General features: G+C 66.9%; 22 protein-coding genes. 16 read left to right on the top strand and 6 right to left on the bottom strand.

Annotated elements, in window-relative coordinates:
* Positions 1–228: 228 nt before the first annotated feature.
* From ACFYOW_RS18935 to ACFYOW_RS18915, 5 genes are all read left to right on the top strand, one after another.
* On the top strand, positions 229–1,062 hold the full coding sequence (locus tag ACFYOW_RS18935; protein ID WP_063046344.1) for an ABC transporter ATP-binding protein: 834 nt from the start codon (positions 229–231) through the stop codon (positions 1,060–1,062).
* Between the two features lie 107 nt (positions 1,063–1,169).
* Positions 1,170–1,940, top strand: coding sequence for an NUDIX hydrolase (locus ACFYOW_RS18930; protein WP_387290070.1), 771 nt, complete (start codon positions 1,170–1,172; stop codon positions 1,938–1,940).
* A gap of 18 nt (positions 1,941–1,958) precedes the next feature.
* Positions 1,959–2,735, top strand: a complete 777-nt coding sequence (locus tag ACFYOW_RS18925; protein WP_387289494.1) for an enoyl-CoA hydratase-related protein — start codon at positions 1,959–1,961, stop codon at positions 2,733–2,735.
* A 549-nt stretch (positions 2,736–3,284) separates the two neighbouring features.
* The gene (locus tag ACFYOW_RS18920) at positions 3,285–4,262 is read left to right on the top strand and encodes a class I SAM-dependent methyltransferase (protein WP_387289492.1); all 978 of its coding nucleotides are present in this window, start codon (positions 3,285–3,287) and stop codon (positions 4,260–4,262) included.
* Complete coding sequence (locus ACFYOW_RS18915; RefSeq protein WP_387289491.1) at positions 4,262–5,419, top strand: class I SAM-dependent methyltransferase; 1,158 nt, start codon at positions 4,262–4,264, stop codon at positions 5,417–5,419. The genes ACFYOW_RS18920 and ACFYOW_RS18915 overlap by 1 nt, the downstream gene beginning before the upstream one ends.
* A 424-nt stretch (positions 5,420–5,843) precedes the next feature.
* Here the strand turns inward: ACFYOW_RS18915 and ACFYOW_RS18910 are convergent, their stop codons facing one another.
* Positions 5,844–7,175, bottom strand: a complete 1,332-nt coding sequence (locus tag ACFYOW_RS18910; protein WP_387289490.1) for a PQQ-binding-like beta-propeller repeat protein — start codon at positions 7,173–7,175, stop codon at positions 5,844–5,846.
* A gap of 238 nt (positions 7,176–7,413) precedes the next feature.
* Between ACFYOW_RS18910 and ACFYOW_RS18905 the strand changes: the two genes are divergently transcribed.
* Positions 7,414–8,163 (top strand): acyltransferase, encoded by a 750-nt coding sequence (locus tag ACFYOW_RS18905; protein ID WP_040693897.1) that lies wholly within the window; start codon positions 7,414–7,416, stop codon positions 8,161–8,163.
* 97 nt (positions 8,164–8,260) lie between these two features.
* Positions 8,261–8,806 (top strand): DUF1697 domain-containing protein, encoded by a 546-nt coding sequence (locus ACFYOW_RS18900; protein ID WP_387289488.1) that lies wholly within the window; start codon positions 8,261–8,263, stop codon positions 8,804–8,806.
* 3 nt (positions 8,807–8,809) lie between these two features.
* Here ACFYOW_RS18900 and ACFYOW_RS18895 read toward each other — a convergent pair whose 3' ends face one another.
* From ACFYOW_RS18895 to ACFYOW_RS18885, 3 genes are all read right to left on the bottom strand, one after another.
* Positions 8,810–10,063, bottom strand: coding sequence for a glycosyltransferase family 4 protein (locus ACFYOW_RS18895; protein WP_063047273.1), 1,254 nt, complete (start codon positions 10,061–10,063; stop codon positions 8,810–8,812).
* A gap of 11 nt (positions 10,064–10,074) precedes the next feature.
* A complete protein-coding gene (locus tag ACFYOW_RS18890; protein ID WP_387289486.1) occupies positions 10,075–11,607 on the bottom strand; it encodes a 1,4-alpha-glucan branching protein domain-containing protein in 1,533 nt (510 codons plus the stop codon).
* A gap of 73 nt (positions 11,608–11,680) precedes the next feature.
* Entirely contained in the window at positions 11,681–12,484 is an 804-nt protein-coding gene (locus ACFYOW_RS18885; protein ID WP_387289485.1) for a class I SAM-dependent methyltransferase, read from the bottom strand.
* 192 nt (positions 12,485–12,676) lie between these two features.
* On the opposite strand from ACFYOW_RS18885, the gene ACFYOW_RS18880 reads away from it, so the two are divergent.
* The 5 genes from ACFYOW_RS18880 to ACFYOW_RS18860 all read left to right on the top strand — a co-directional run bounded on the left by ACFYOW_RS18880 (position 12,677) and on the right by ACFYOW_RS18860 (position 17,198).
* The gene (locus tag ACFYOW_RS18880; protein WP_063047271.1) at positions 12,677–13,462 is read left to right on the top strand and encodes an electron transfer flavoprotein subunit beta/FixA family protein; all 786 of its coding nucleotides are present in this window, start codon (positions 12,677–12,679) and stop codon (positions 13,460–13,462) included.
* 110 nt (positions 13,463–13,572) lie between these two features.
* A complete protein-coding gene (locus tag ACFYOW_RS18875) occupies positions 13,573–14,529 on the top strand; it encodes an electron transfer flavoprotein subunit alpha/FixB family protein (RefSeq protein WP_387289483.1) in 957 nt (318 codons plus the stop codon).
* Between the two features lie 211 nt (positions 14,530–14,740).
* Positions 14,741–15,361, top strand: coding sequence for a PadR family transcriptional regulator (locus tag ACFYOW_RS18870; protein WP_387289481.1), 621 nt, complete (start codon positions 14,741–14,743; stop codon positions 15,359–15,361).
* Positions 15,362–15,417: 56 nt separating this feature from the next.
* A complete protein-coding gene (locus tag ACFYOW_RS18865; RefSeq protein ID WP_387289479.1) occupies positions 15,418–16,440 on the top strand; it encodes an ATP-binding cassette domain-containing protein in 1,023 nt (340 codons plus the stop codon).
* Complete coding sequence (locus ACFYOW_RS18860; RefSeq protein WP_387289478.1) at positions 16,437–17,198, top strand: ABC transporter permease; 762 nt, start codon at positions 16,437–16,439, stop codon at positions 17,196–17,198. The genes ACFYOW_RS18865 and ACFYOW_RS18860 overlap by 4 nt, the downstream gene beginning before the upstream one ends.
* 37 nt (positions 17,199–17,235) lie before the next feature.
* Here the strand turns inward: ACFYOW_RS18860 and ACFYOW_RS18855 are convergent, their stop codons facing one another.
* Entirely contained in the window at positions 17,236–18,093 is an 858-nt protein-coding gene (locus tag ACFYOW_RS18855) for a LysR family transcriptional regulator (RefSeq protein WP_387289476.1), read from the bottom strand.
* A gap of 111 nt (positions 18,094–18,204) precedes the next feature.
* On the opposite strand from ACFYOW_RS18855, the gene ACFYOW_RS18850 reads away from it, so the two are divergent.
* The 3 genes from ACFYOW_RS18850 (at position 18,205) to ACFYOW_RS18840 (ending at position 21,498) form a co-directional block, all read left to right on the top strand.
* The gene (locus ACFYOW_RS18850; protein WP_387289475.1) at positions 18,205–19,476 is read left to right on the top strand and encodes an NAD(P)/FAD-dependent oxidoreductase; all 1,272 of its coding nucleotides are present in this window, start codon (positions 18,205–18,207) and stop codon (positions 19,474–19,476) included.
* 178 nt (positions 19,477–19,654) lie between these two features.
* Entirely contained in the window at positions 19,655–20,482 is an 828-nt protein-coding gene (locus tag ACFYOW_RS18845) for a GNAT family N-acetyltransferase (RefSeq protein ID WP_387289473.1), read from the top strand.
* Between the two features lie 5 nt (positions 20,483–20,487).
* Positions 20,488–21,498, top strand: coding sequence for a lysophospholipid acyltransferase family protein (locus ACFYOW_RS18840; RefSeq protein WP_387289471.1), 1,011 nt, complete (start codon positions 20,488–20,490; stop codon positions 21,496–21,498).
* 55 nt (positions 21,499–21,553) lie between these two features.
* On the opposite strand, the gene ACFYOW_RS18835 is transcribed toward ACFYOW_RS18840, so the two are convergent.
* A complete protein-coding gene (locus ACFYOW_RS18835; RefSeq protein ID WP_387289470.1) occupies positions 21,554–21,733 on the bottom strand; it encodes a hypothetical protein in 180 nt (59 codons plus the stop codon).
* A 176-nt stretch (positions 21,734–21,909) separates the two neighbouring features.
* Between ACFYOW_RS18835 and ACFYOW_RS18830 the strand changes: the two genes are divergently transcribed.
* Positions 21,910–22,881, top strand: a complete 972-nt coding sequence (locus tag ACFYOW_RS18830; protein WP_387289468.1) for an antibiotic biosynthesis monooxygenase — start codon at positions 21,910–21,912, stop codon at positions 22,879–22,881.
* Positions 22,882–23,096 lie beyond the last annotated feature (215 nt).

Raw genomic sequence — 23,096 nt, 5'->3', positions numbered from 1 at the left:
AGGCCATCATGATGACGACGCTGTTGGTGATACTCGCCGTTTGGGTAGGTTGTTCGATTCCGCTGGCGCTGATCGTCGCGCGGATGTTCCGCTTCACCGATGAGCCGCCGAAAAACCCGCCGGGAGCGGTGCGCGCACCGTCCGCGACGGCACGTCGTGGCGGACGAATGGCCATGTCGTGGCTACCGGCATGGGTCGGTCGTACGAACACAGCGCATTTGAGCCAAGATGGAGCCCGTGCCGCAACCGGATCCCGATCTGCTCATTGATTTCACCGACGTGACCATCCGACGTTCGGGTCACACCCTCGTCGGCCCGGTCACCTGGCAGGTCGAGCTCGACGAACGCTGGGTGGTCCTCGGACCCAACGGCGCGGGCAAGACCTCGCTGCTCCGCATGGCCGCCGCCGAAGTGCATCCGACCTCGGGCATCGCCCATCTGCTCGGTGAAGTCATCGGCAAAACCGATGTCAGCGAGCTACGACCGCGCATCGGCTGGTCCTCGGCCGCGGTGGCCAGCCGGATTCCGCGCGACGAGAAGGTCAGCGATCTGGTGGTTTCCGCCGGTTACGCGGTCCTCGGTCGCTGGCGCGAGCGTTACGACGATGTCGATACCGACCGCGCCATCGATATGCTCGAAAGTCTCGGCGCCGAACATCTTTCCGATCGCACCTACGGAACGTTGTCCGAGGGGGAGCGCAAGCGGGTGCTGATCGCCCGCGCGATGATGACCGATCCGGAGCTGCTGCTGCTCGACGAGCCCGCCGCCGGTCTGGATCTGGGGGGCCGTGAGGAATTGGTGGAACGCCTCGGCGATCTCGCCTCGGATCCCGATTCCCCGGCCATGGTCCTGGTGACCCACCATGTCGAGGAGATTCCGCCGGGCTTCACCCATGGCCTGCTGCTGAACGAGGGCGCGGTCATCGCGCAGGGTTTGCTGCCGGATGTGCTTACCGCCGAGAACCTGAGTGAGGCCTTCCGTCAGTCGATCGCGCTGGATCGCGTCGATGGCCGGTACTTCGCGCGGCGCGCGCGTCGTTTGGGGCGGCACCGTTCGCGCTGAGCCCGTGATGGGGATTACGGCGTAAAACAAGCAGGCGTTAGGGTGCAGGAGTGAGTGAGACGAACGCGCAGGAGCCCATTCCGCCGCTCAAGGACGCGTCGACGGTGATGTTGGTGCGTGACGGTGCCACCGGGCCCGAGGTGTTCCTGCAGCGCCGGGTCGGGGCGATGGCCTTCGCCGCCGGCATGACCGTTTTCCCGGGCGGCGGTGTCGATCCGTCGGACGGAACCGCCGACATCGAATGGGCCGGACCCGAACCCGCTTGGTGGGCGGCGAAGTTCGGCACCACCGAGCCAAGGGCCAAGGCGCTCGTCGCCGCCGCAGTGCGCGAAACCTTCGAGGAGTGCGGGGTGCTGCTGGCCGGGCCGACAGTCGACACCGTCGTCTCCGATACCACCGGCTACCACGATGCCCGGGCGCGACTGGAGCGGCGCGAAGTTTCGCTGGCGGACTTCCTCGCCGAAGAGAAACTGGTGTTGCGCGCGGATCTGCTGCGGCCGTGGGCGAATTGGATCACCCCGGTAATCGAGCCGCGGCGCTATGACACCCGGTTCTTCGTCGCGGTGCTGCCGCAGGGGCAGCTGGCCGACGGCGCCACCACCGAGGCCGCCGAGGTGCAATGGCGCACCGCGGCGGACGAACTCGACCGCTGGCGGGCGGGCACCGATGTGCTGTTGCCGCCGACCTGGTCGCAGCTCGATGCCATTGCCGAATTCGCTTCCACGGCGGAGATTCTGGCCATCGACCGGGTGATCGAACCGATCATGCCGGTGCTCGCCGGTGACAGTGGGCGGCAGGTCCTCCAGTTCCCGGACAACCAGCGCTATTTCGCCGGACTGCCGGATACCAGCAGGCTCAGGGGATCCGCGCGTCCTTGAGGCAGTAGGTTTCCTGCCATGGCCGAATACGTGACCCTGGAGTTGCCGGAGGATCCCGCCGTTCGTGGCGTTGCCGTCCTCCGGATCGACCGCCCGCCACTGAACCTGCTGAATGCGCAGCTGGTCCGGGAGGTGGCCGAGGCGGCGGCGGTTGTCGCCGCACACCCCGGGGTCGCGGCATTGGTCGTCTACGGCGACGAGCGGGTCTTCTGCGCGGGCGACGACCTCGCCGAACTCTCCGGACTCGACCCGGATCAGGCCGAAGCCATGGCCGCCGATCTGCAGGCGGCACTGGGCTGCCTGGCCAAGGTGCCCCAGCCCACCGTCGCCGCGATCAGCGGCTACTGCCTCGGCGGCGGCCTGGAACTGGCCCTCGCCGCCGACCGCCGCATCATCGGCGACAACGTCAAACTCGGCCTACCCCAAATCAAAGCGGGCCTCATTCCCCTCGCAGGCATCCGCCGCCTATCGCTGCTGATCGGCCCCGGCACCGCCAAAGACCTCGTCTACACCGGCCGCTTCGTCGAGGCCGATGAAGCGCGCACCCTCGGCCTGGTGGACGAGGTAGTCGCCCCCGACGACGTCTACACCGCCGCCATCCGCTGGGCTCGGCAATTCACCGACGGACCCACCCGCGCCCTCGCCGCCGCGAAAGCCGTCTTCGAAGCAGGCCCCCACGGCCTGGACCGCGCCCGCATCGAATGGACCGCCCTCTTCACCACCGAAGACCGCCGCATCGGCACCGAGTCTTACCTGGCCGACGGCCCAGGCTCGGCGACTTTCGTCGGGCACTGACGGGGCACACGGCTCGGCCGCGTCGGTGGCGTTCGTGAGGTCTCGGTCGATCTGCCCGGGCGGGTCTGACGGGCTCGATCGTGCTCGCACGGAATGGACCCCACTCTTCGCCACCGGGGCCCGCATTGGCACTAGTCGAACCTGGCCGACGGTCCAGGTTCGGCAACCTCAGTCGGACGCTGACGGGCACCGACGCAACCGGCTGACGGTTCGGTTTGGCCTGCTTGCCGTTACTGGTCGGTAGTCAGGATCTGCGGTGCCGCGGTCAGTCGGGTCGGGCTTGGGTGATCGGAGTGCCGATGCGGACCATAAACAGGAACACGTTCCTGGCCTGTGGGTGGTGTGACTTTCGCGGCACTCGATGATCGTGAGGCCCACTCGAGCCCCAGGTTGCCGACCGCATCTGGGGCGCGAGGCGGTGCGGGGGTAGATCGTCGGGCAGGTTCAGAACCAGAACGAGTCTCGGGCGACGGTGCGGCGGGGCGAAACACGTCCTACTCACTGGTCCGCTGCAGACGTGCGGCGCAGGGTTGGCTAGGCTAGCCCACCATGACGGTCCACCCCGATGACCCGGCGCCGAACCCGCATGCCACCGAGGCCGAGGTCGAAGCAGCGCTGAAGGATACGAAGCTCGCCCAGGTGCTCTATCACGACTGGGAAGCCGAGACCTATGACGACAAGTGGTCGATTTCCTATGACGAGCGCTGTATCGACTATGCCCGCGGCCGGTTCGACGCCGCGGTCGGCCCCGCGCCGCTGCCGTACGAGCGCGCGCTGGAATTGGGCTGTGGCACCGGCTTCTTCCTGCTGAACCTCATGCAGGGTGGCGTCGCGAAGTCTGGCTCGGTCACCGACCTGTCGCCGGGCATGGTGAAGGTCGCACTGCGTAATGCCGAGAACCTCGGGCTCGATGTCGACGGCCGGGTCGCCGACGCCGAGACCATCCCGTACGAGGACGACACCTTCGACCTCGTCGTCGGCCATGCGGTGCTGCACCACATCCCGGACGTGGAACTGGCGCTCAAGGAGTGCCTGCGCGTGCTGAAGCCGGGCGGGCGTTTCGTCTTCGCCGGTGAACCGACCACCGCGGGCAACTTCTACGCTCGCTGGCTCGGCCGCATCACCTGGAAGGCCACCACCACCGTGACCAAGCTGCCCGCACTGTCGGGTTGGCGGCGGCCGCAGGCCGAACTGGACGAGTCCTCGCGCGCCGCGGCGCTGGAGGCGGTCGTCGACCTGCACACCTTCGATCCGAGCGACCTCGAGGCCATGGCCCGGCGCGCCGGCGCCACCGAGGTCAAGGCGAGCACCGAGGAGTTCGCGGCGGCGCTGTGGGGCTGGCCGGTGCGCACCTTCGAGGCGGCCGTCCCGGATGAGAAGCTCACCATGGGCTACCGGATGGCCATGTACCGCGCGTGGCTGCGGCTGAGCTGGTTGGACGAGAACGTCATGCGCCGCGTGGTGCCGCGCCAGTTCTTCTACAACGCCATGATCACCGGCGTGAAGCCGGGCGCTGCCGCCAAGTAGTGGGTTACCGCTTCGGTCGCGAGGATGTCGTCTTCCTCGGCAGCGCGGCGGGTTACGCTGCGCTGGCCGAGGTGGATCGGCTGGAGCTGACTCCCGCGACGCACCTGCGCGATTTGGAGCGGGTGCGTCGCGAATTCGGCGAGCGGTCGGCCGCACTGGTGGAAACGGTGCGTCTGCGCCGTCGTGCCGCGGCCAAACTCGTCGATACCGGACAGTGGCTGTTCACCGATGACGCGCTGCAACAGGCGACGCCGACGCTGGTGGCCCGCCATCGCGCCGCGCGCCTGTCCGGACGTGCCGTACACGATGTGACCTGCTCGATCGGAGCGGAACTCGCCGAACTGGCCCGCACCTGCCCTGCCGTACTCGGCAGCGACCTCGACGACGTGCGCCTGTCCATGGCCGCGCACAATCTCGCCGCATCCCGAAATGTCCTGCTGGCCAAGGCCGATGCCCTCGTCCCGACCAGCACCGGCACCGTCGTCGTCGCCGATCCGGCCCGCCGCGCGGACGGTCGACGCACCCACGATCCGGCCAAACTGCAACCCCCGCTACCGGATCTGCTTGCCGCCTATCCCGGCCGCGACCTGGCCGTAAAGTGCGCTCCCGGACTGGATTTCGACCGCCTGAACTGGCCGGGCGAGATCGAGGTCGTCTCCCTCGACGGCGCGGTCCGTGAGGCCTGCCTGTGGTCGCCGGGCCTTTCCGGCAGCGACGTCACCCGCCGCGCGACAGTCCTCACCTCCCGCGGCGAATCCGTCACCTACACCGACGCCGCCCCCGACGAGATTCCGGAACAGCCCCCCGGCGAGTGGATCATCGACCCCGACGGCGCCATCGTCCGCGCAGGCCTGGTGCGCCACTACGCCGCCGAACACGGCCTCTGGCAACTGGACCCGCAGATCGCCTACCTGACCGGCGACACCGTCCCGCACGGCGTCCGCGGCTTCCGCATCGTCGACCGCCTGGAATTCCGCGAAAAAACCCTCCGCCAAGAACTGTCCCGCCACAACTGCGGCCCCCTCGAAATCCGCATCCGCGGCCTCGACATAGACCCCGACACCCTCCGCAAACGCCTGAAACTCCGCGGCACCCACCCCTACACCCTCATCCTCACCCGCCTCTCCCGCACCGCCGCCGCCTTCCTCTGCACCTAACCTATGCACTGGCGCCGAGAATGCACTGGTGGCTTCCCCTCCCCACATCCCCGCCACAGAAGCATGCGGACCACGCCTCGCGCCCCATCCCACCCGCCTCCATCGACCCGCGCCCGCCCCACCGGCGCCCGCCGAAGTCGAGAATGCAATGGTGGCGGACCGCTCTCGGCGTTCGCCGCCACAGATGCATGGTGATCATGGATTACCCCGGAGCCCGGCTCCATGACTTGCCGCCCCCACCGGCGCCCGCCGAAGTCGAGAATGCAATGGCGGTGGACTGCTCTCGATGTTTGCCGCCACAGATGCATGGTGATCAAGAATCCAGGATTGCGCTGCGACTCAGCCGCTCCCGGCTTTATGGACTCGCCGCCTCTGTATCCTGCCTCTGACCTGCGCTGCTCTCGATGTCTGCGCGGCGAACTACCTACTGCTCGGGTTTGAAGGTGAAGACTTCGCCGATGCGGGTGGCGAGGACTACCTCGCCCTTGGAGCCGATGGAGGTGCCGGTGGTGGTGCCCTTGGCATTCGGGAGGACGTCCGAGTCGACGGTTGCGCCGGTCCTGGTGTCGAAGGTGATCAGGTTGATGCCGTCGCCGATGGCGGCGGCGGTGTAGCCGGTGTCGCCTGCGGTCTGGACGGGGGTGCCGCGCAGGGCGAGATCCTTACGCTCCCAGGCGATTTCGGCGGCATCGCCCTTGTCGCGCAGGGCGAGCAGGTGGCCGTCGTCGCCGGCGGGGATGATCAGCCCGTCGCCGGAGACCGAAATGCCGCCGCGCGGCGCCCAATCCAGCGGCTGCACCCATTTGGTCCGGCCGTCGGCGGCGTCGACCGCGATGAGGCGCTTGGAGTTGTCGCCGACGTAGACGGTCCGGCCGTCGGCGGACAGTGTCGGGCTGGTCGCGCTGCCGTCGGTGAGCAGGTCCGCGCTCCATTCCTGCTGAATCTTATTGTCGGCGTAGCGCAACGCGACCAGTGCGGCGATCGGCTTGCCCGGCTTCCACAGCGTGACGAAGAAGCGGCCGCTGGACACCTCGATCGGCGAGATATTGGCGACCGGGCACTGCGGCCCGCCGATCGCGCAGTCGTCGAGACCCTGTCCGGACGCGGGTCGGGTGAGATCGGGGTACTCCAGGAAGTCGGGATCGCCCAGCAGTTGGGTGGTGCTGACGACGCGCGCACCGGTCTGGCGGCTCAGCACGTCCATCTGACCGGACTGGGTGACCGTCAGGATGTTTCCGTCGCCGGTGAACTGCGCCGAAACCGGTACGCCCGCAACGGGAGTCCGCCAGCGCGGCTGCCCGATGGAGTTGAACGCACTGACCCCGCTGTCGTCGCCGACGTAGACATTGGTGCCGCTGTCGACCACCGAGGGCGCGGAGATCGCATTCGGTCCCAGCGCGTTGCAGAAGCGCTTTCGGCCGGTAGGCATCTGCAGCGAGAGAATGGCGCAGTTGCTCGGGGTCAGGGTGGTGACGAACATTTGCCCGTCCGGGCCGAGCGTCACGGGTTCCTCGATCGGCCCACCGACCGGCCGCGACCAGCTCAGCGATAGTTTGCGCGAGCCGGTGACCGGGCTGAAGCCACTGTTGCGGCCGTCGTGGTGCGCGGTGGTCCAGCCCTTGCCCGATCCGACGGTGATGTCGTCGACGTCGGTACCGCAGCCCGTCAACACCAGTGCACCGATTGCCGCCGCCGCGCCCAGTCGGGACAGGGTGAGCCCGCGCGCCGGGTTGGCCAGTACGCCGCCGCTTCGCACCTGCTGCACTCCTGTCGTCGTTGCCCGCCGGGGACGTGACCGAAAGCGTGTCGACCCCCGGGTACGCGCACCACCGCCCGCGTGGAGGTTCGCCGCCGCCGTCGGCGGCGCAGCGATCACTGTACGGGAGGGTCCGCCGACGTTGTACGGGTCCCGGCGGTGTTTTCCGACGGGATAAGCTCTAGCCGTCGCGACCGGGACGGTCGCCATGTCAAGGACCACGACAGGAGATGACTTCGTGACGAGCATGTGGGGCGCACCGTTGCGCTCGCGGTGGCGTGGCTCGCGCCGCCGGGATCCGCAGCAAGCGCGATTTCTGACGCTGGCGTCGCTGCGCTGGGTGCTCGCGAACAAGGCGTATACGCCTTGGTATCTGGTGCGGTACTACCGGCTGTTCAAATTCAAGGCGGCCAATCCGCATATTGTGCTGCGCGGCATGGTCTTCCTCGGCAAGCGCGTCGAAATCCACGCGACCCCCGAATTGGGGCGGATGGAAATCGGCCGCTGGGTGCATATCGGCGACGGCAATGCCATTCGCTGCCACGAGGGTTCGCTGCGCATCGGCGACAAGGTCGTCTTCGGCAAGGACAACGTCGTCAACACCTACCTCGATATCGAGATCGGTGAATCCACGCTGGTCGCGGACTGGTGCTACATCTGCGACTTCGACCACCGCATGGATGACATCAATATGCCGATCAAGGATCAGGGCATCGTCAAGAGCCCGGTCCGCATCGGTCCGGATACCTGGATCGCCGCCAAGGTGACGGTGCTGCGCGAAACCCGCGTCGGCCGCGGCTGTGTGCTCGGTGCGCATGCGGTGGTCAAGGGCGAGATTCCGGACTACAGCATTGCCGTCGGCGCGCCCGCCAAGGTCGTCAAGAACCGCAAGGCAACCTGGGAGGCCGGTGCTGAGGAGCGCGCCAAATATGTTGCCGCGCTGGAAGATATCGAGCGCAAGAAGAACGGCGCCACCCAGTCGGCATGAGTGCCAACGAGCCCCGGGATCCGGAACGGACCCGGGGCTCGTGCTATCTCGGCCGAGTATGCCGGTATGCGTCGGTGGCAGTCGGTACGGTCACGGCATGAACAGGTACGCGGCGCTGTTGCGCGGGATCATGCCGACGAACCCCAATATGAAGGGGGAGAAGCTGCGCGGGGTGTTCGAGGGGCTCGGATTCGAGAAGGTCGCCACGGTATTGGCCAGTGGCAATGTGGTCTTCCGTACCGTGGACACCGATATCGCGAAGTTGGAAGCCCGCATCCAGGACGCGCTGAACAGCGAACTCGGAATTCCGGGCGGCACCATCGTGCGCACCTACGACGAACTGCGCGACCTGCTCGACACCGATCCGTTTCCGGGCCTGACCCACGGTCGCGGCACCTACCTGACCGCGACCTTCCTCAAACAGGCGCCGCCGAACGTCGCGAAAGAGCTGCGCAAGCACACCGAACCCGGTGTCCGGATCGTCGGCTACGACACGGCCGCCCGCGTCGTCCTCTCGGTCATCGACAACACCGAACCCCGCACCCCGAACTTCATGGCCTGGATGGAGAAGACCTACAGCAAGGAGATCACCACCCGCACCTGGCTCACCATCCAGAAGATCGTCAAGAAGATGGAGAGCTAGGCGCTACTTCGGATCGCGCTCGGGGAGGGGGCGTTCGATGATGGTGGGGCGGCCGAGGGGGTTGCGGACGCGGCGTTTGGCCGAGGAGTAGACCAGGGCGGTTTCGGCAGCGACCACATCCCAGGCGAAGTCGGCGGTGAGGCGCTCGCGCGCGGCGTAGGCGCGGTCCTGGGTGGCGGCCGGATCGTCGAGGGTGGCGCGCACGGCTTCGACGATGCCGTCCACATCTGCCGGTTCGAAGGATGCGCCGGTGACGCCGTCGATGACGGCTTCGCCGAGACCACCCGCGGTGGAGGTGATCAGCGGGGTACCGGCGGCGGCCGCCTCGAGTGCGACGATGCCGAAGGGTTCGTAGCGGCTCGGCAGCACGATGGCATCGGCGCCGTGCAACCAGCCGAGTAGTTCCTCGTGATCGAGCTGACCGGCGAAGGTCACCGCCCGCGCGACCCGATGCACCCGGGCGCGTTCGCGCAGCCATTCGAACTGGGTGCCGATACCGGCGACGGTCAGCGTGGTGCCGGGGTGGGCGCGGCGGATGCGCGGCAGCGCGGCGATCGCATCCTGCACACCCTTCTCGTACTCGAGCCGACCCACATAGAGCAGACGCGGCGGACCGGTGCGCGGTGCGCGCGGCCGAAAGGTCCACGCGCCCACATCGATTCCGTTGCGGATGACCGTCATCGGCACCCGCTCGGGCCCGTAGAGCCGCTCCACCTCGTCCTGCATGGAGGTCGAGCAGGTGATCAGCGCATCCGATTCATTGGCCAGCCACCACTCGACCGAATGCACCTGCTTGTTGACCCGGCCCGAGACCCAACCGCTGTGCCGCCCGGCCTCGGTGGCGTGGATGGTCGAGACCAGCGGCACGTCGTAGTACTCGGCCAGCGCGATTGCCGGATGCGCGACCAGCCAGTCGTGCGCGTGCACGACATCCGGGACCCAGCCGTCGCCGATGCCGGGCTTGCCGAGAGCCACACCGGCGCGCACCATCGCGTGGCCCATGGCCAGCGTCCAAGCGAGCATGTCTTCGCCGAAGTCGAAGCACGGCGGATCCTCCGCGACCGCGACCACCAGCACGCCCTCGGCGATGAAGGAGTGGGTGGGGTGGGTCACGGAGTCGGTGCCGGAGGGGCGGCGGGCGAGCACGACCACTTCGTGACCGGCCGCGGCCAGTTCGACCGCCAGGTGATGCACATGGCGGCCCAGCCCACCGACCACAACCGGTGGGTACTCCCACGACACCATCAAGATCTTCATGAATGTCCTTATCAGGCGGAGTCTCGGTCCGCGATCGCCAGCCGCCGTGCGTCCAAACTCGGGAAGAAGCCGTCGGCCGCCCCCCATCCTGCCGCCAACTGGTGTGCTTTGGCGACTTGGCCCGCCCCGACGGCGGTGGCGATTTCCCGCACGGCGTGGGCGTGTCGATGCGCGCGGTCGCGTGCGTAGCCGGCCGCGGAGTCCTTGCTGACCATGAATGCCCAGTCGCTGGAGACGGTGAGGATGGCCTCGCGCAGCAGTTGATCGGCAACCGGGTCGCGCAGTGCGGCGCCGCCGTCCGCGGCCCGCATCTTGTCGACCGTATCGAGGGTGAGCCGGACAATATCGTCGTTCAGATCCACCAGGTCTTTCACCTGGTCACCGGCCCATACTCGCCAATCCTTACCCGAGCCCCAGGACGAATCGGCAAGCGGCACCGGCTCGCCGACGAACCCGCGCGCCCTGGCATCGGCCAGCGTGCCGACGGTGACGCCCGCCTCGGGCAGTGCCCGCAGTACCTGGGCCAGCCACTGCGGACCCTCGTGCCACCAGTGCCCGAACAATTCGGTGTCGAATGCGGCGACGACCAGGGCCGGACGTCCGATGCGCGCCGATTCCTCGATCAGTCGTTCGCGCACGGTCCGCACGAAATCGTCGACATCGCGAACCACCGCCGCAGCCGCCAGTTCCGGGTCGTACGGGGCCTTGTCCGGACCGGCGACCGTCTTGCCGGTGACGCGGGCGGGCTTGAGACCCGTCGCGTGGTCATAGTGATGAAAGTCACGGTAGGCGCTCTGCCCCGGATAGCCGGACTTGGGCGACCAAACCCGGTAGCTCACTTGCAGATCCCGCCCGAAGGCCACCACATCCGATTCCCGGACCGGTCGGCCGAGGGTGGTATCGCCGCGCAATGCGGGTCCGTCGACCATGAAATGTGTCACACCCGCGGCCGCGTATCCGGTCTCCATGCCGGGGGTGTAGCCGCATTCGGGCGCCCAGATGCCGGTCGGGGTGTGGCCCCAGCGCTGCCGGGCATCGGACAGGCCCTCGCTGAGCTGGAAGGCGCGCAGTCGTGGGTGCAGCAGCGGCTGGAACGGGTGCGCGAGCGGGCCACCGAGCAGTTCGATGGCCTCGGCGTCGATGAGCTGCCGCCACACCGGCGCCGCGCCGTGGCGCCAGTGCTTTTCGAATTCCGCGAGTGCCGCCGCCGCCAGCCGGTGCTCATGCCTGCCGAGTGCGATATTGCCCGCCATCGCGGCCTCATCGGCGCGCAGCTGCCAGTTGCCGAGCCAATGATGCATGCCCGCAAGGCAATGCGGATCGTCCAGCTGGGCGGCGAGTACCGGCGTGATGCCGAGGCTGAGCAGGTGTGAACGGCCTTCCGCGGCAAGTGTTCTCAGCACATCGACGACCGGAAGGTAAGAGGCGGCCCAGGATTGATAGAGCCATTCCTCGCCGACCGGCCAGCGGCCGTGATGGGCCAGCCAGGGCAGATGGGAATGCAGGACCAGAGTGAACTGGCCGGGAACTTCTTGTCTGCTCACGACTGCGCCTCGCTGGCGCTCGGCTCCGTCGTGCGCAACGCGCGCTGTGACATGGTTCGTTCGCTGCGGTCACTCACGGCTTCACCGCGATGGCGACCAGATCGAGGCTCGCATCGATGTCCTCGGTGATCAATACGAAATCGTCGAGGGCGACCGCGGCGACATCGGCGGTCAGCTCGGCGGGCCACGGCTCCCCGGCCAGCGCGCGCTCGATCTGCGCATCGATGAACGAGCCACCGTGCTTGGCGTCCAACGCCTTCAGCGTCGGGCCGTGATGCACTCCGGTCATGAGCATGACCCGGAAACCCGCGTCGACGAGCAGTTCGGTGAGTTCGTCGGCATTGAGTTCGCGGGTGTGGAACGGGTTGAGCGGGGTATCGCGGCCGGGGGAGAAGGTGATCCGATTGGGCGTGCTGATCAGCAGTTCACCGCCGGGCCGCAGCACTCGCAGGCATTCCCGGATGAACTGGCCCTGGTCCCAGAGGTGTTCGATCACTTGGAAATTCACCACGACATCGACCGACTCGTCCTCCAGCGGCAGCGCGGCGAGGTTGCCCTGGATCATCTCCACGCGCGGGTAGCGGGCGCGCACGTGCTCGACCGCGCTGGAGTCGTAGTCGAGGCCGATCACCTTGGTGGCCACATCGGCGATCATGTTCGCGCCGTAACCCTCACCGGATCCCGCCTCCAGCACCGTCTTTCCGGCGCAACGCTCGAGCAGGCGTGCGTAGACGATCTCGTGCCGACGGAACCAGTAGTTCTCCTCGGCGATGCCGGGTACGGTCCGCTCGCCGGTCAGCGGCAACGGCTCCACGGCCGACTCGGGAGTAATGCCCGGGGTGGTGCCCACTGCGGCAGGGATCACAGCCTCGCTCATCGCTCCGACGTTACTGGTAAGGCGGCCGTACATTATCGCCAGGACCACCGTTGTGAGAGAGAAGCGACTAAGTTACCCGCGAGTAACTTAACGTAGGGTAGTGTCACGCCCTGAGCTACAAACAAGGACGTACGGCGCCGCTCGTGCGACCACCACACACGTGTAACCAGAACAGGAGGTCGACGAAGACCGATGCCGAACATCGTCGTACTCATCAAGCAGGTTCCCGACACCTGGTCCGAGCGCAAGCTGACCGACGGTGACTTCACCCTCGATCGCGAAGCCGCCGACGCCGTCCTCGACGAGATCAACGAGCGCGCCGTCGAAGAAGCGCTGCTGATCAAGGAGGCCCAAGGCGGCGAGGTCACCGTGCTGGCCGCCGGTCCGGACCGTGCCACCGAGGCCATCCGCAAGGCGCTGTCCATGGGCGCCGACAAGGCCATCCACATCAACGATCCGGCGATCCACGGCTCCGACGCCGTGCAGACCGCCTGGGTGCTGGCCAGCGCGCTGGGCCAGGTCGAGGGTGTCGAGCTGGTCATCGCGGGCAACGAGGCCACCGACGGTCGCGCAGGCGCCGTGCCCGCGATCATCGCCGAGTACCTGGGCCTGCCGCAGCTGACGCACCTGCGCAAACTGAGCGTCGACGGCGACAAGATCACCGGTGAACGGGAGACCGACGAGGGCGTGTTCAAGCTGGAGGCCACCCTCCCGGCCATCGTCAGCGTCACCGAGAAGATCAACGAGCCGCGCTTCCCCTCCTTCAAGGGCATCATGGCCGCGAAGAAGAAGGAAGTGCAGACCTTCACGCTGGCCGACCTTGGCGTCGACCCGTCGACCGTCGGTGTCGCCAACTCGGGCACCGCCGTCACCGCGGCCACCCCGAAGCCCCCGCGCACCGCGGGCGAGAAGATCGCGGATGAGGGCGACGGCGGCACCAAGATCGCCGCGTACCTGGTCGGTCAGAAGATCATCTGATCCCGCCCGAGACTGCTTCCGCGGTGGGAGCTCAGCGCCCGGAGGAGGTAGCGAAGCGTAACCACGCAGGGCGTAGCGAGCACCGCAAATCAGACTAGGAGAGAACACAAATGGCAGAAGTACTTGTGCTCGTCGAGCACGCCGACGGTGCGATCAAGAAGGTCAGCACCGAACTGCTCACCGCCGCGAGCGCGCTGGGTGAGCCCGCCGCCGTCGTGACCGGCCCGGCCGGTACCGGCGAGAAGCTGGCCGACGCGCTGGCCGCTGCGGGTGCCGCGAAGATCTACATCGCCGAATCCGACGATGTCGAGAACTTCCTGGTCACCCCGAAGGTCGACGTGCTCGCCGGTCTGGTCGAGTCGATTTCGCCGGCCGCCGTGATCGTCGCCGCCACCGCCGAGGGCAAGGAGGTGTCGGGCCGCCTCGCCGCGCGCATCGGCTCCGGCCTGCTCGTCGATGTCATCGACGTCAAGGCCGACGGTTCGGTCGTGCACTCCATCTTCGGTGGCGCGTTCACCGTCGACGCCAAGGCCACCGGCGACGTGCCGGTGATCTCGGTGCGTCCGGGCGCCGTCGAGGCCACCGCCTCGGCCGGTGCGGGTGAGAAGGTGACCGTCGAGGTGCCCGCGCAGGAAGAGGGCGTCGTGAAGGTGACCTCGCGCGAGCCGGTCGTCGGTGGCGACCGTCCGGAGCTCACCGAGGCGAGCATCGTCGTCTCCGGTGGTCGCGGTGTCGGTTCCGCCGACAACTTCGCGGTCGTCGAGGCGCTGGCCGATTCGCTCGGTGCCGCGGTCGGCGCTTCGCGTGCCGCGGTCGACTCGGGCTACTACCCGGGCCAGTTCCAGGTCGGTCAGACCGGTAAGACGGTCTCCCCGCAGCTGTACATCGCCCTCGGCATCTCCGGCGCCATCCAGCACCGCGCCGGCATGCAGACCTCGAAGACCATCGTCGCGGTCAACAAGGACGAAGAGGCCCCGATCTTCGAGATCGCGGACTACGGCATCGTCGGCGATCTGTTCAATGTCGCCCCGCAGCTGACCGAAGCTGTGAAGGCGCACAAGGGCTAGGCTCCCCCGGCCTTCCCGAAGGCGGACCGGTCAGGCGCGGCGTGAGTCGCGTTCCCGGCCTGCAGGATGTCGGTTGGCTTGGTTGGCCCGTCCCCGGTGAGTTACCCCTGACTCGCCAAATCTGTTGTTGTGCAATGCGGCAACAGGTTTGGCGAGTCTTTGCGTTTCTGGGCAAACTCACCGGCGTGTGCGGGTGGGATAACCTGCGGATATGGCTGTTCCTACGACTCGGATGCTGGTGCTCGCCGTGGTGCGGCTGCTGGCGCCGGTGCATGGTTACGACGTTCGGCGGGAGTTGCTGTCCTGGCGGGCGGACAATTGGGCGAATGTGAAACCGGGTTCGGTGTACGGCGCGCTGAATACCTTGCAACGCGACGGGCTCATCGCGGTGGAGGGCGTCGGGCAGGATGGTGCGCGGCCGGAGCGCACGACCTATCGGCTCACCGCCGAGGGGGAGAAGGTCTTCGCGCAGTTGCTGCGCGAGGCACTGTGGGATGCCGAGCAGCCGAAGCATCCCTATGCCGCGGCGGTCGCGCTGCTGCCGCAGGCGCCTCGCGACGAGGTCGTCGCCGCGCTGCGCAGTCGGATCAAGAAATTCGAGGCCGAACTCGAGCAGCTCGATCGCGAGGAGCGTCGTGTCATGGCCGGTAGCGGCGATCCGGCGCAGACCGAACCGCATCATGTCGCCGACGCGATCCGGTTGGCCTCCGAACACATCCGGGCCGACCTGCGCTGGTCGCAGAAAACGTTGGAACGCATCGAAAGTGGCGAGTTGGAGGTCTGGGAGCGGTTCCCGACGCGGGTTGACGGCCGGAGCGCCACGATCGACTGATCAAGACTGAATAGTAAAGCTTGACTATTTGGTCGATCGTTTCTACCGTTGTTCAGGTGGAAACGATCGACTCCGTTCGTGATCGCACTCGCACCTCGGTGATCCGGGTACGCGGGCTGGCGCGGACGTTTGAAACCAAAAGTGGCCCCGTCCAAGCGGTTACGGGCGTCGACTTCGATGTGTACGAGGGCGAGATCCTCGGTCTGCTCGGCCCCAACGGCGCGGGTAAGACCACGACACTGCGGATGCTCAGCACCCTCATCGCCCCGACCGCGGGCGAGGCGGTCATCTCCGACGCTGATCTACGGGCCGAGCAGCGGACCGTGCGTTCGCGCATCGGCTACGTCGCCCAGGGCGGTATGACCAATGACGAGGCCCTGGTCATCGACGAATTGGTGCTGCAGGCAAGGCTTTTCGGGCTGAGCAAGGTGCAGGCCACGCACAATGCCGAAGAACTACTCGTCGCACTCGACCTGGACGGCCTCGGCCGGCGCAAATGCAACCAGCTCTCCGGCGGTCAGCGCCGCCGCGTCGATATCGCGCTCGGCCTGGTGCACGGCCCGACGCTGATCTACCTCGACGAGCCGACCAGCGGCCTGGATCCGCAGAGCCGCGCGAATCTGTGGGAGCACATCCGGCGCCTGCGCGAGCGGGGCACCACGGTCGTGCTCACCACCCACTATCTGGACGAGGCCGACGCACTGTGCGACCGGCTGCTGATCATGGACCACGGCGGCATCGTCGCCGAGGGCTCGCCCGACGAACTCAAGCGCCGCATCTCCGGCGACGTGGTGAGCTTCGAAATCGATGACGGCCACGCGGATCTCGCACTCCAGGTCGCCCAGTCGGTGCTCGAGGTGCGCTCACTGGTGCGCTCGGAGGATTCCGGTGCGAACCGTATCGGTGCGACGCTGGTGCATCTCACCGTCGACCGCGGCGATGCCGCGGTCGTACCCCTGTTGCGTGCCATGGACGAGCGCGGTCTCGTACCGGGTGCGCTCACTGTCAAACGTCCCAGCCTCGACGATGTCTTTCTCACCATTACGGGGCGTTCGCTGCGGGAGGCGATTCACTCATGAGGTTCATGCGCGAGACCGGACTGATCTTCTGGTCGCAACTGCGGGCGAATCTGCGAAATCCGGTGTGGGTCTTGATCGGTCTGTCCCAGCCGGTGCTCTATCTGGTGCTGTTCGGGCCGCTCGTCAAGGGCATCGCGCCGGCGCTCGGCGCGGATTCGGATCCGTGGAAGCTGCTCACGCCCGCATTGGTCATCCAGACCGGGCTGTTCGGCGCGATCTATGTCGGATTCGGCATTGTGGCGGAATTGCGCGCGGGGGTCGTCGAACGGCAGCGGGTCACGCCCGCGAGCCGGGGCGCGCTGCTGACCGGGCGCGTGCTCAAAGACATGGTCGTGCTCGTCGTCCAGGCGCTGGTGCTCGTCGGAGTTGCCATGGCGGCCTTCGGGGTTCGGCCGGATCCGCTCGGCGTGGTGCTGTCGGTGTTGTTGATCGCGGTCATGGCAGCAGGTTTGGCTGCGGCGTCCTATGCGCTGGGTCTGTGGGCCAAATCCGAGGACGTGCTCGCCTCGGTGCTCAACAGCCTCGCGGTGCCGCTGATGCTGCTGTCCGGCATCCTGCTGCCGTTGACTGTCGGGCCGAGCTGGTTGCGCATGATCGGCAAGGTGAATCCGTTCTCGCACACCGTAGATGCGGCCAGGGCCCTGTTCCGCGGTGACTACGGTGCGTCCGAGGTGTATCTCGGGACCGGGCTCACACTGGCGGTCGCCGCGGTGGCGATGGTGATCGGCGCACGTAGCTTCACCCGCGAGAACGCCTGACACCGATGCCGCGAGATCTGCTCGGTGACAGCAGATCTCAGCGGCGGTGCAATCCGGACAGCAGCGTGGTGAGGATAGGCGAGCGGCGCGCATCGCTGCGCAAGACCGCGGAGACCGGAATACGTAGTCGGTGCTCGGCGAGGTGCAGGACGACCAGACCCTCGGTCGGGCTGTCGGCATAGAGCACAGTCCAGGCGTCCGGGCGATTGATCAGCTCCATGGTCGCGGTGTGATCAGGTGGAATCGGCGGACCGAAGGTGGGTCCCGCCGACAGTTCGGCGAAGGCGGCCCGAATCACATTGTGCAGCAGGACCTGTTCCTGCTCGGGCGGGAGCAGCAGCGGATACGGGCTCAGATCCGCCAGCGTCACCTGGTCGTGCGGGGCCAGCGGATGGGCGGCGGAAGTGGCGATGACGAGGTCCTCGATCCACAGCTTCTCCACCGCGAGGCCGGGCTCGTCGACACTGCCGCGGATGAGTGCGAGATCGCAGTCGCCGTCGGCCACCGCGGTGATCCGCTGCCGGAACGGTTTGATGACGAATTCGATCTCGGCATCCGGATGCGCGGCGCGCGCCCCGGCGATCGCGGACAGGGATCGGGTCGCGAAGGACATGTTAGCGGCCAGCCGGATGCGGTGACCGGAGGTGCGCACGGTTGCGCGGATGGCCGACTCCAGACTGAGCATCTGTTTAGCCAGGGGAAGTAGCCGCATGGTCGCGTCGGTCGGCACAACGGCCCTGGTCGAACGCTCGAACAAGGCTACGCCGAGGTCACGCTCCAATCGGGCGATCTGATGGCTGATCGCCGATTGGGAGATGTAGCAGCGGGCCGCGGCCCTGCTGAAACTCAGCTCCTCGCACACCGCGACGAAGTAGGTGAGCTGGCGAAGCTCCACTTGATCTCCAATTCATGAGCGATCCAGATAAGAGTCATATCTATTATGCGCCTGAACACCTGAAATATCTGCGGATCGAATGACGGTTGGTAATGAGAGAAGGAGGCTGTCATGGAACACGCAGATGTTGTCATCGTTGGATCGGGATTCGGGGGGCTTGCCGCCGCTAAGCAGTTGGCCAAATCGGGCATCAATTACGTTCTTATCTCGAGCACGCCGGAGCATCTCTTCCAGCCGTTGCTCTACCAGGTCGCGACAGGTGTGCTGGCATCGCAAGAGATCGCGCCGCCGATCGCCTCGGTACTGCGCAGGCACAGGGAAGCCGACGTCCGGCTCGGCAAGGTCGTCGCCATCGACGCCGACAACGCGGTGCTCACCTACGAGCACGACGGCGAGCGCACGCAGATCCGCTACGGCTCGCTGATCGCCGCCACCGGCGCCTCGCAGTCGTACTTCGGCCGCGACGATTTCGCCGATAAGACGTTCTCGCTCAAGACCATCGACGATGCGAAGCTGCTGCGCGCACAGATCGAACGCGTCTTCACCGAGGCCAAGGACGCGGATGCGGAGACCCGCAAGCGACTGCTGAGCTTCGTGGTGGTCGGCGCGGGCGCCACCGGTGTCGAGGTCGCCGGTCAGCTGAAGGAACTCGCGAAACGGCACTACCACCAAGAAGTTTCGGTGACCCTGGTCGAGGGTGCGGGCGAGGTGCTGCCGCCCTTCGGTGGCGGGCTGTCGGAGTACGCGAAGGCATCGCTGACCAAGAGCGGTGTCGAGGTGCTGCTCGGCACCTTCGTGACCGATATCGAATACGGCAAGGTGACCGTCAAGGACAAGCAGGGCATCGAGCGCCGGATCGCGGCCGAGACGGTTGTCTGGTCGGCGGGTGTGCAGGCGGGCGGGTTCGCACAGATCCTGGCCGAGGCTACCGGCTGCGAAACCGACCGCGCCGGAAGGCTTTTGATCAACCCGGACCTGACCGTCGGCGGACATGCCGATATCTACGCCATCGGCGACATGACCTCGCTCAACGGCTATCCGGGCCAATCGCCGGTCGCCATGCAGGAGGGCAGGCACGCCGCCGACATCATTCGCCGCAAGCAGTTCCCCGGCACCCCGTTCAAATACTGGGACAAGGGCAGCATGGCGGTGATCAGCCGGTTCAGCGCGGTGGTGAAACTCAACGAGCACATCACCTTCCGCGGCGTCATCGCGTGGACCATGTGGCTCGCGGTGCATCTGCTGTACCTGGTCGGGTTCCGCAACCGTTTCGCCGCCGTGGCCTCGTGGCTCGTCGCCTTCATCGGCACGGGTCGCCCCGGTTTCGACGAGGTGGATACGGCGCAGGATCCGGTCCGGATATCGGAGCGCGACGCCGCCTGATCTGCTGGCGAAAAGGTCACGGATCGGGCAAAAGGCGGCGGTAGCGATGCGGGAGACGGAACGCGACGCGACAGTTCGGTGAACGCTCGGTGTGATCATCATCTCGTTCACCGAACCGGCATCGCGGCGACACTTCGAGGTTGCTCCGGCGCAGTTTCGGACTGGCTTCATCACGGATATGACTATTTCGTCCGTGTTGACAGCCCCGGCTCGACCGACGGACTCCGGGGCGGAAGGGTCTCGGTATTCGCTGGTCGTCTCCTCCGATTCGGCGCACCGACTGGCCGCGCAGCGCCTGCGCTACGGCGTCTTCGCCAGTGAGCCCGGCTTCCGGATTCCAGACAACGGAACGGGTCTCGACGCGGACCATTTCGACGAGTACTGCGACCACCTGCTGGTCCGCGACGACCGGACCGAGGAATTCGTCGGCTGCTACCGAATGCTGCCGCCGGACAAGGTGACTGCCGCGGGCGGCTACTACACGGCCACCGAATTCGATCTGGCCCAACTGGATCCGGAGGGCAACCGGATCGTGGAAATGGGCCGTGCGTGTGTGGTGCCCGACCACCGCAACGGCTCGGTGCTGACCCTCATGTGGGCGGGCATCCTGCACTACATCCAGCTCACCGGATACGAATGGGTGATGGGCTGCGTCTCGGTGCCCATGCAGGACACACCCGCCGATCCGGCCGGTGTGAATGTGCGCGGCGTGCGGGATATGTTGCTCGGCCGCCACGGATCCGATCCGGAGCGGCGGGTGCACCCTCATCGCCCGGTGGTGGTCGACGGGCTGACGCTGGACGAGATGACACCGCCCGCGCGCCCGAAGCTGCCCCCGCTGCTGCGCGGCTACCTGCGCCTGGGCGCGGAGATCTGCGGTGAACCGGCGCACGATCCGGATTTCGCGGTCGCCGATTTCGTCGCGCTGCTCGGTCTGAACACGATCAACACCCGCTACCTCAACCGATTACAAGACGCGGCCAATGCACTCGACGGGGGACGGTGAGTCAGATGGTGTTCGACGCGCCGCCCGCAGAGCGCACCGCGCATTCCTGGATGCCGTCGAGCCCGTGTGGGCCCGGCTGCATCGATCCGGTCGATGAGATCGGCACCGCACGGGTGATCGGCCGACTATTCGGCGTGGCCGGATTGTTGCTCAGCTTTCCCGTTGTCAATGTCGTGACGCCGCGCGGACGGCGCGAACAGCTGCAGCGGCGATATGCGCGAAGTGTATTGAGCTGTCTGGGGATTCGGTTGCGCGTTGTCGACAACCGAGCGAATGCGGCAGAGTCGGCCGATGCGCGCTTCGGCGATTCGGGGGACGGGCTGCTGATCGTGGCCGGACATATCGGCTGGACCGATGTGGTCGTCATGGCCGCGGTGCAGCCGCTGGGTTTCGTGGCCCGCGCCGATATGGTCGATTGGCCGCTGCTCGGCGGGCTGGCCAAACTCATGCGGGTCATCCCGATCGAACGCGAACGGCTGCGCGAATTGCCCGGTGTGGTGGCGCGTCTCGGTGAGCGGCTTGCGGCGGGGGACCGGGTCGCAGTATTCCCCGAGGGAACGACATGGTGTGGCCGCGCCTACGGCAGGATGCGGCCCGCGCTCTTCCAGGCGGCGGTGGACACCGGAACCTCGGTGCAGCCGGTGCGCGTGCGGTACCTGGACGCGCGCGGCACCCAGTCGACCATTCCCGGATTCATCGGTGACGACGGCTTCGGCACCTCGGCGAAGCGGGTCCTGCGCTCGCGCGGCATGGTGGCCGAGGTGGTGCTCGAGCCGGTGGAGTATCCCGGACTCGATCGCCGTGATCTGGCTCGTCGGTGTGAACTAGCCGTGCGTGGCGCCGATCTCTCGCGCCATGGAGCCATCGAGGCGTCGGAATGGATCGAGGCGACGGCCACCCGGGTGCAGGATCCGGAGTCGGCGCAGCCGCAGCCGCAACGGTCATCCCGGCGGTTGCGACCGTTCCGCCGCAGGGGCTCCCACCAGATAGCCGAGTCTGCGGTGTCGACAGACTGAGCGAAGGACACGGTCATGGGGCCGACCGGGCGCTTGTCCGGTCGGCCTTCGCCGTTCAGCGCAGCGGCGCAGTTTCGCCGTGGAATCGCTCCTCGCGATAGATGACGCGGATCGCAGCAATGTCGGAAGCTGATCGGGCCGATTCCAAGTGGCCCACCGGTGCCGCCAGCACCACATCGGCCGTCATACCGACCTTCAACCGCAGCATGAACAGTCGTGATCGTACTGAACGCACCCCGACAGGGTCGGCAAAGGCAGTCGCGCCGAATTCGGTTATGCCAGGCATTCCTAGCTGCAAGAATCCCGCATGGATCGAGGCGACCACCGGACACAATCGGCTGTCACGTACCCGCGTCGCCGTCTCGAGCAACGTAGAAGTTCCGGCGCGACCCGAGCCGTGAGGAGATTGCGATGGGAGCCGGGAAAGTTACCGACAGCTCGGCGACGGTCATCATCGGCCAGAAGGTGCGCCCAGGTTTCGAGGAGGCCTTCACGACCTGGCAGGAGGACCTGAACGCGGCGGCATCGGGCTATCCGGGATTCCTCGGGGCCGAGATCGCCGCCCCCACCGCGGTGCAGTCCGAATGGGTCGTGGTCTACCGCTTCGACTCCGTCGGTCACCTACAGGATTGGATAAACAGCGCTACCCGTCAGCAATTCCTGGACAGCGCGCAGCAGTACTTCGACGGCCCCGGCACCCAGCAGGTCATCAGCGGCGGTACGCGGCCCGCGGATCCCCTCGTGACGGTCGTGGTCACCCATCGTGTGCCTACCGGGAGCGTCGCGGATTTCCTTGCGTGGCAAGCACATTTGAGCCGGGAAGAAGCGAAATTCGACGGGTTCCGCGGCACCGAGCTGTTCCGCCCCATCGAGGGTGTGCAGGACGAGTGGACGGCGCTCTACCGCTTCGATACCGCGGCGAACTTGGCCACCTGGCTCACCTCGAAGCGCCGCCAGGAGCTCCTCGCCGAAGGCGAGAAATTCAGCGACTTCGAATTGCGCACCATCGATAACTCGTTCGGCAGCTGGTTCACCTTCAACCAGAACGGCGACGAGACCGCGGCCCCGTCCGATACCAAAACCGCCGTCGCGGTGTGGGTGGGCCTCTATCCGACCGTCGTGCTGCTCACCCTCGCCCTGTCGCCCTTGAAGATGCCGCTGTGGCTGGGGATGCTGATCGGCAATCTGCTGTCCAGCTTCGTGATGAGTTACATCACGATGCCGTACTACGTGAACCGGTTGCTGCGGCGGTGGCTGCGCCCACCCCCGGACGCACCGGCGGCGCAGACGAACCTCCACGGCATCGCCACCGTCGTCGGCATCATGCTGGCCTGGGCAGTGATCTTCTACGTGGTGACAACCAAGCTCTGGTCGTTGCCCTAGCGGGCACTCAGCGCGGCGATCTCGTCGTGAAAGGAGCGTGTCAGCCCTCCGACCACGCCAGCGGCAGAGGCGCGCAATGATCAACAGCTGATGTGTGGCCGAGGATGTCCGCTAGGCGCGCGCCCTGTGCCCATTGGTATTCCGTTGGTGGACTGTTGGTCTCGGCGCCGATGCTCGAGGAGCCCAATGGTTCCTCGAGCGTACGGAGTTGAAAG

Origin of the sequence: Nocardia sp. NPDC006982 (assembly GCF_042869435.1) — a bacterium.
Lineage (GTDB): Bacteria > Actinomycetota > Actinomycetes > Mycobacteriales > Mycobacteriaceae > Nocardia.
Note: the sequence above shows the minus strand (reverse complement) of the source record. Positions and strands in the feature narration are given on the sequence as shown.

Coding starts and splice junctions, on each gene's coding strand:
- ACFYOW_RS18830 (WP_387289468.1), top strand. CDS start 21,910: ATGGGAGCCGGGAAAGTTACCGACAGCTCGGCGACGGTCATCATCGGC.
- ACFYOW_RS18870 (WP_387289481.1), top strand. CDS start 14,741: ATGGCTGTTCCTACGACTCGGATGCTGGTGCTCGCCGTGGTGCGGCTG.
- ACFYOW_RS18850 (WP_387289475.1), top strand. CDS start 18,205: ATGGAACACGCAGATGTTGTCATCGTTGGATCGGGATTCGGGGGGCTT.
- ACFYOW_RS18900 (WP_387289488.1), top strand. CDS start 8,261: ATGAACAGGTACGCGGCGCTGTTGCGCGGGATCATGCCGACGAACCCC.
- ACFYOW_RS18860 (WP_387289478.1), top strand. CDS start 16,437: ATGAGGTTCATGCGCGAGACCGGACTGATCTTCTGGTCGCAACTGCGG.
- ACFYOW_RS18920 (WP_387289492.1), top strand. CDS start 3,285: ATGACGGTCCACCCCGATGACCCGGCGCCGAACCCGCATGCCACCGAG.
- ACFYOW_RS18840 (WP_387289471.1), top strand. CDS start 20,488: ATGGTGTTCGACGCGCCGCCCGCAGAGCGCACCGCGCATTCCTGGATG.
- ACFYOW_RS18895 (WP_063047273.1), bottom strand. CDS start 10,063: ATGAAGATCTTGATGGTGTCGTGGGAGTACCCACCGGTTGTGGTCGGT.
- ACFYOW_RS18845 (WP_387289473.1), top strand. CDS start 19,655: ATGACTATTTCGTCCGTGTTGACAGCCCCGGCTCGACCGACGGACTCC.
- ACFYOW_RS18880 (WP_063047271.1), top strand. CDS start 12,677: ATGCCGAACATCGTCGTACTCATCAAGCAGGTTCCCGACACCTGGTCC.
- ACFYOW_RS18885 (WP_387289485.1), bottom strand. CDS start 12,484: ATGAGCGAGGCTGTGATCCCTGCCGCAGTGGGCACCACCCCGGGCATT.
- ACFYOW_RS18925 (WP_387289494.1), top strand. CDS start 1,959: ATGGCCGAATACGTGACCCTGGAGTTGCCGGAGGATCCCGCCGTTCGT.
- ACFYOW_RS18930 (WP_387290070.1), top strand. CDS start 1,170: ATGTTGGTGCGTGACGGTGCCACCGGGCCCGAGGTGTTCCTGCAGCGC.
- ACFYOW_RS18875 (WP_387289483.1), top strand. CDS start 13,573: ATGGCAGAAGTACTTGTGCTCGTCGAGCACGCCGACGGTGCGATCAAG.
- ACFYOW_RS18935 (WP_063046344.1), top strand. CDS start 229: ATGGAGCCCGTGCCGCAACCGGATCCCGATCTGCTCATTGATTTCACC.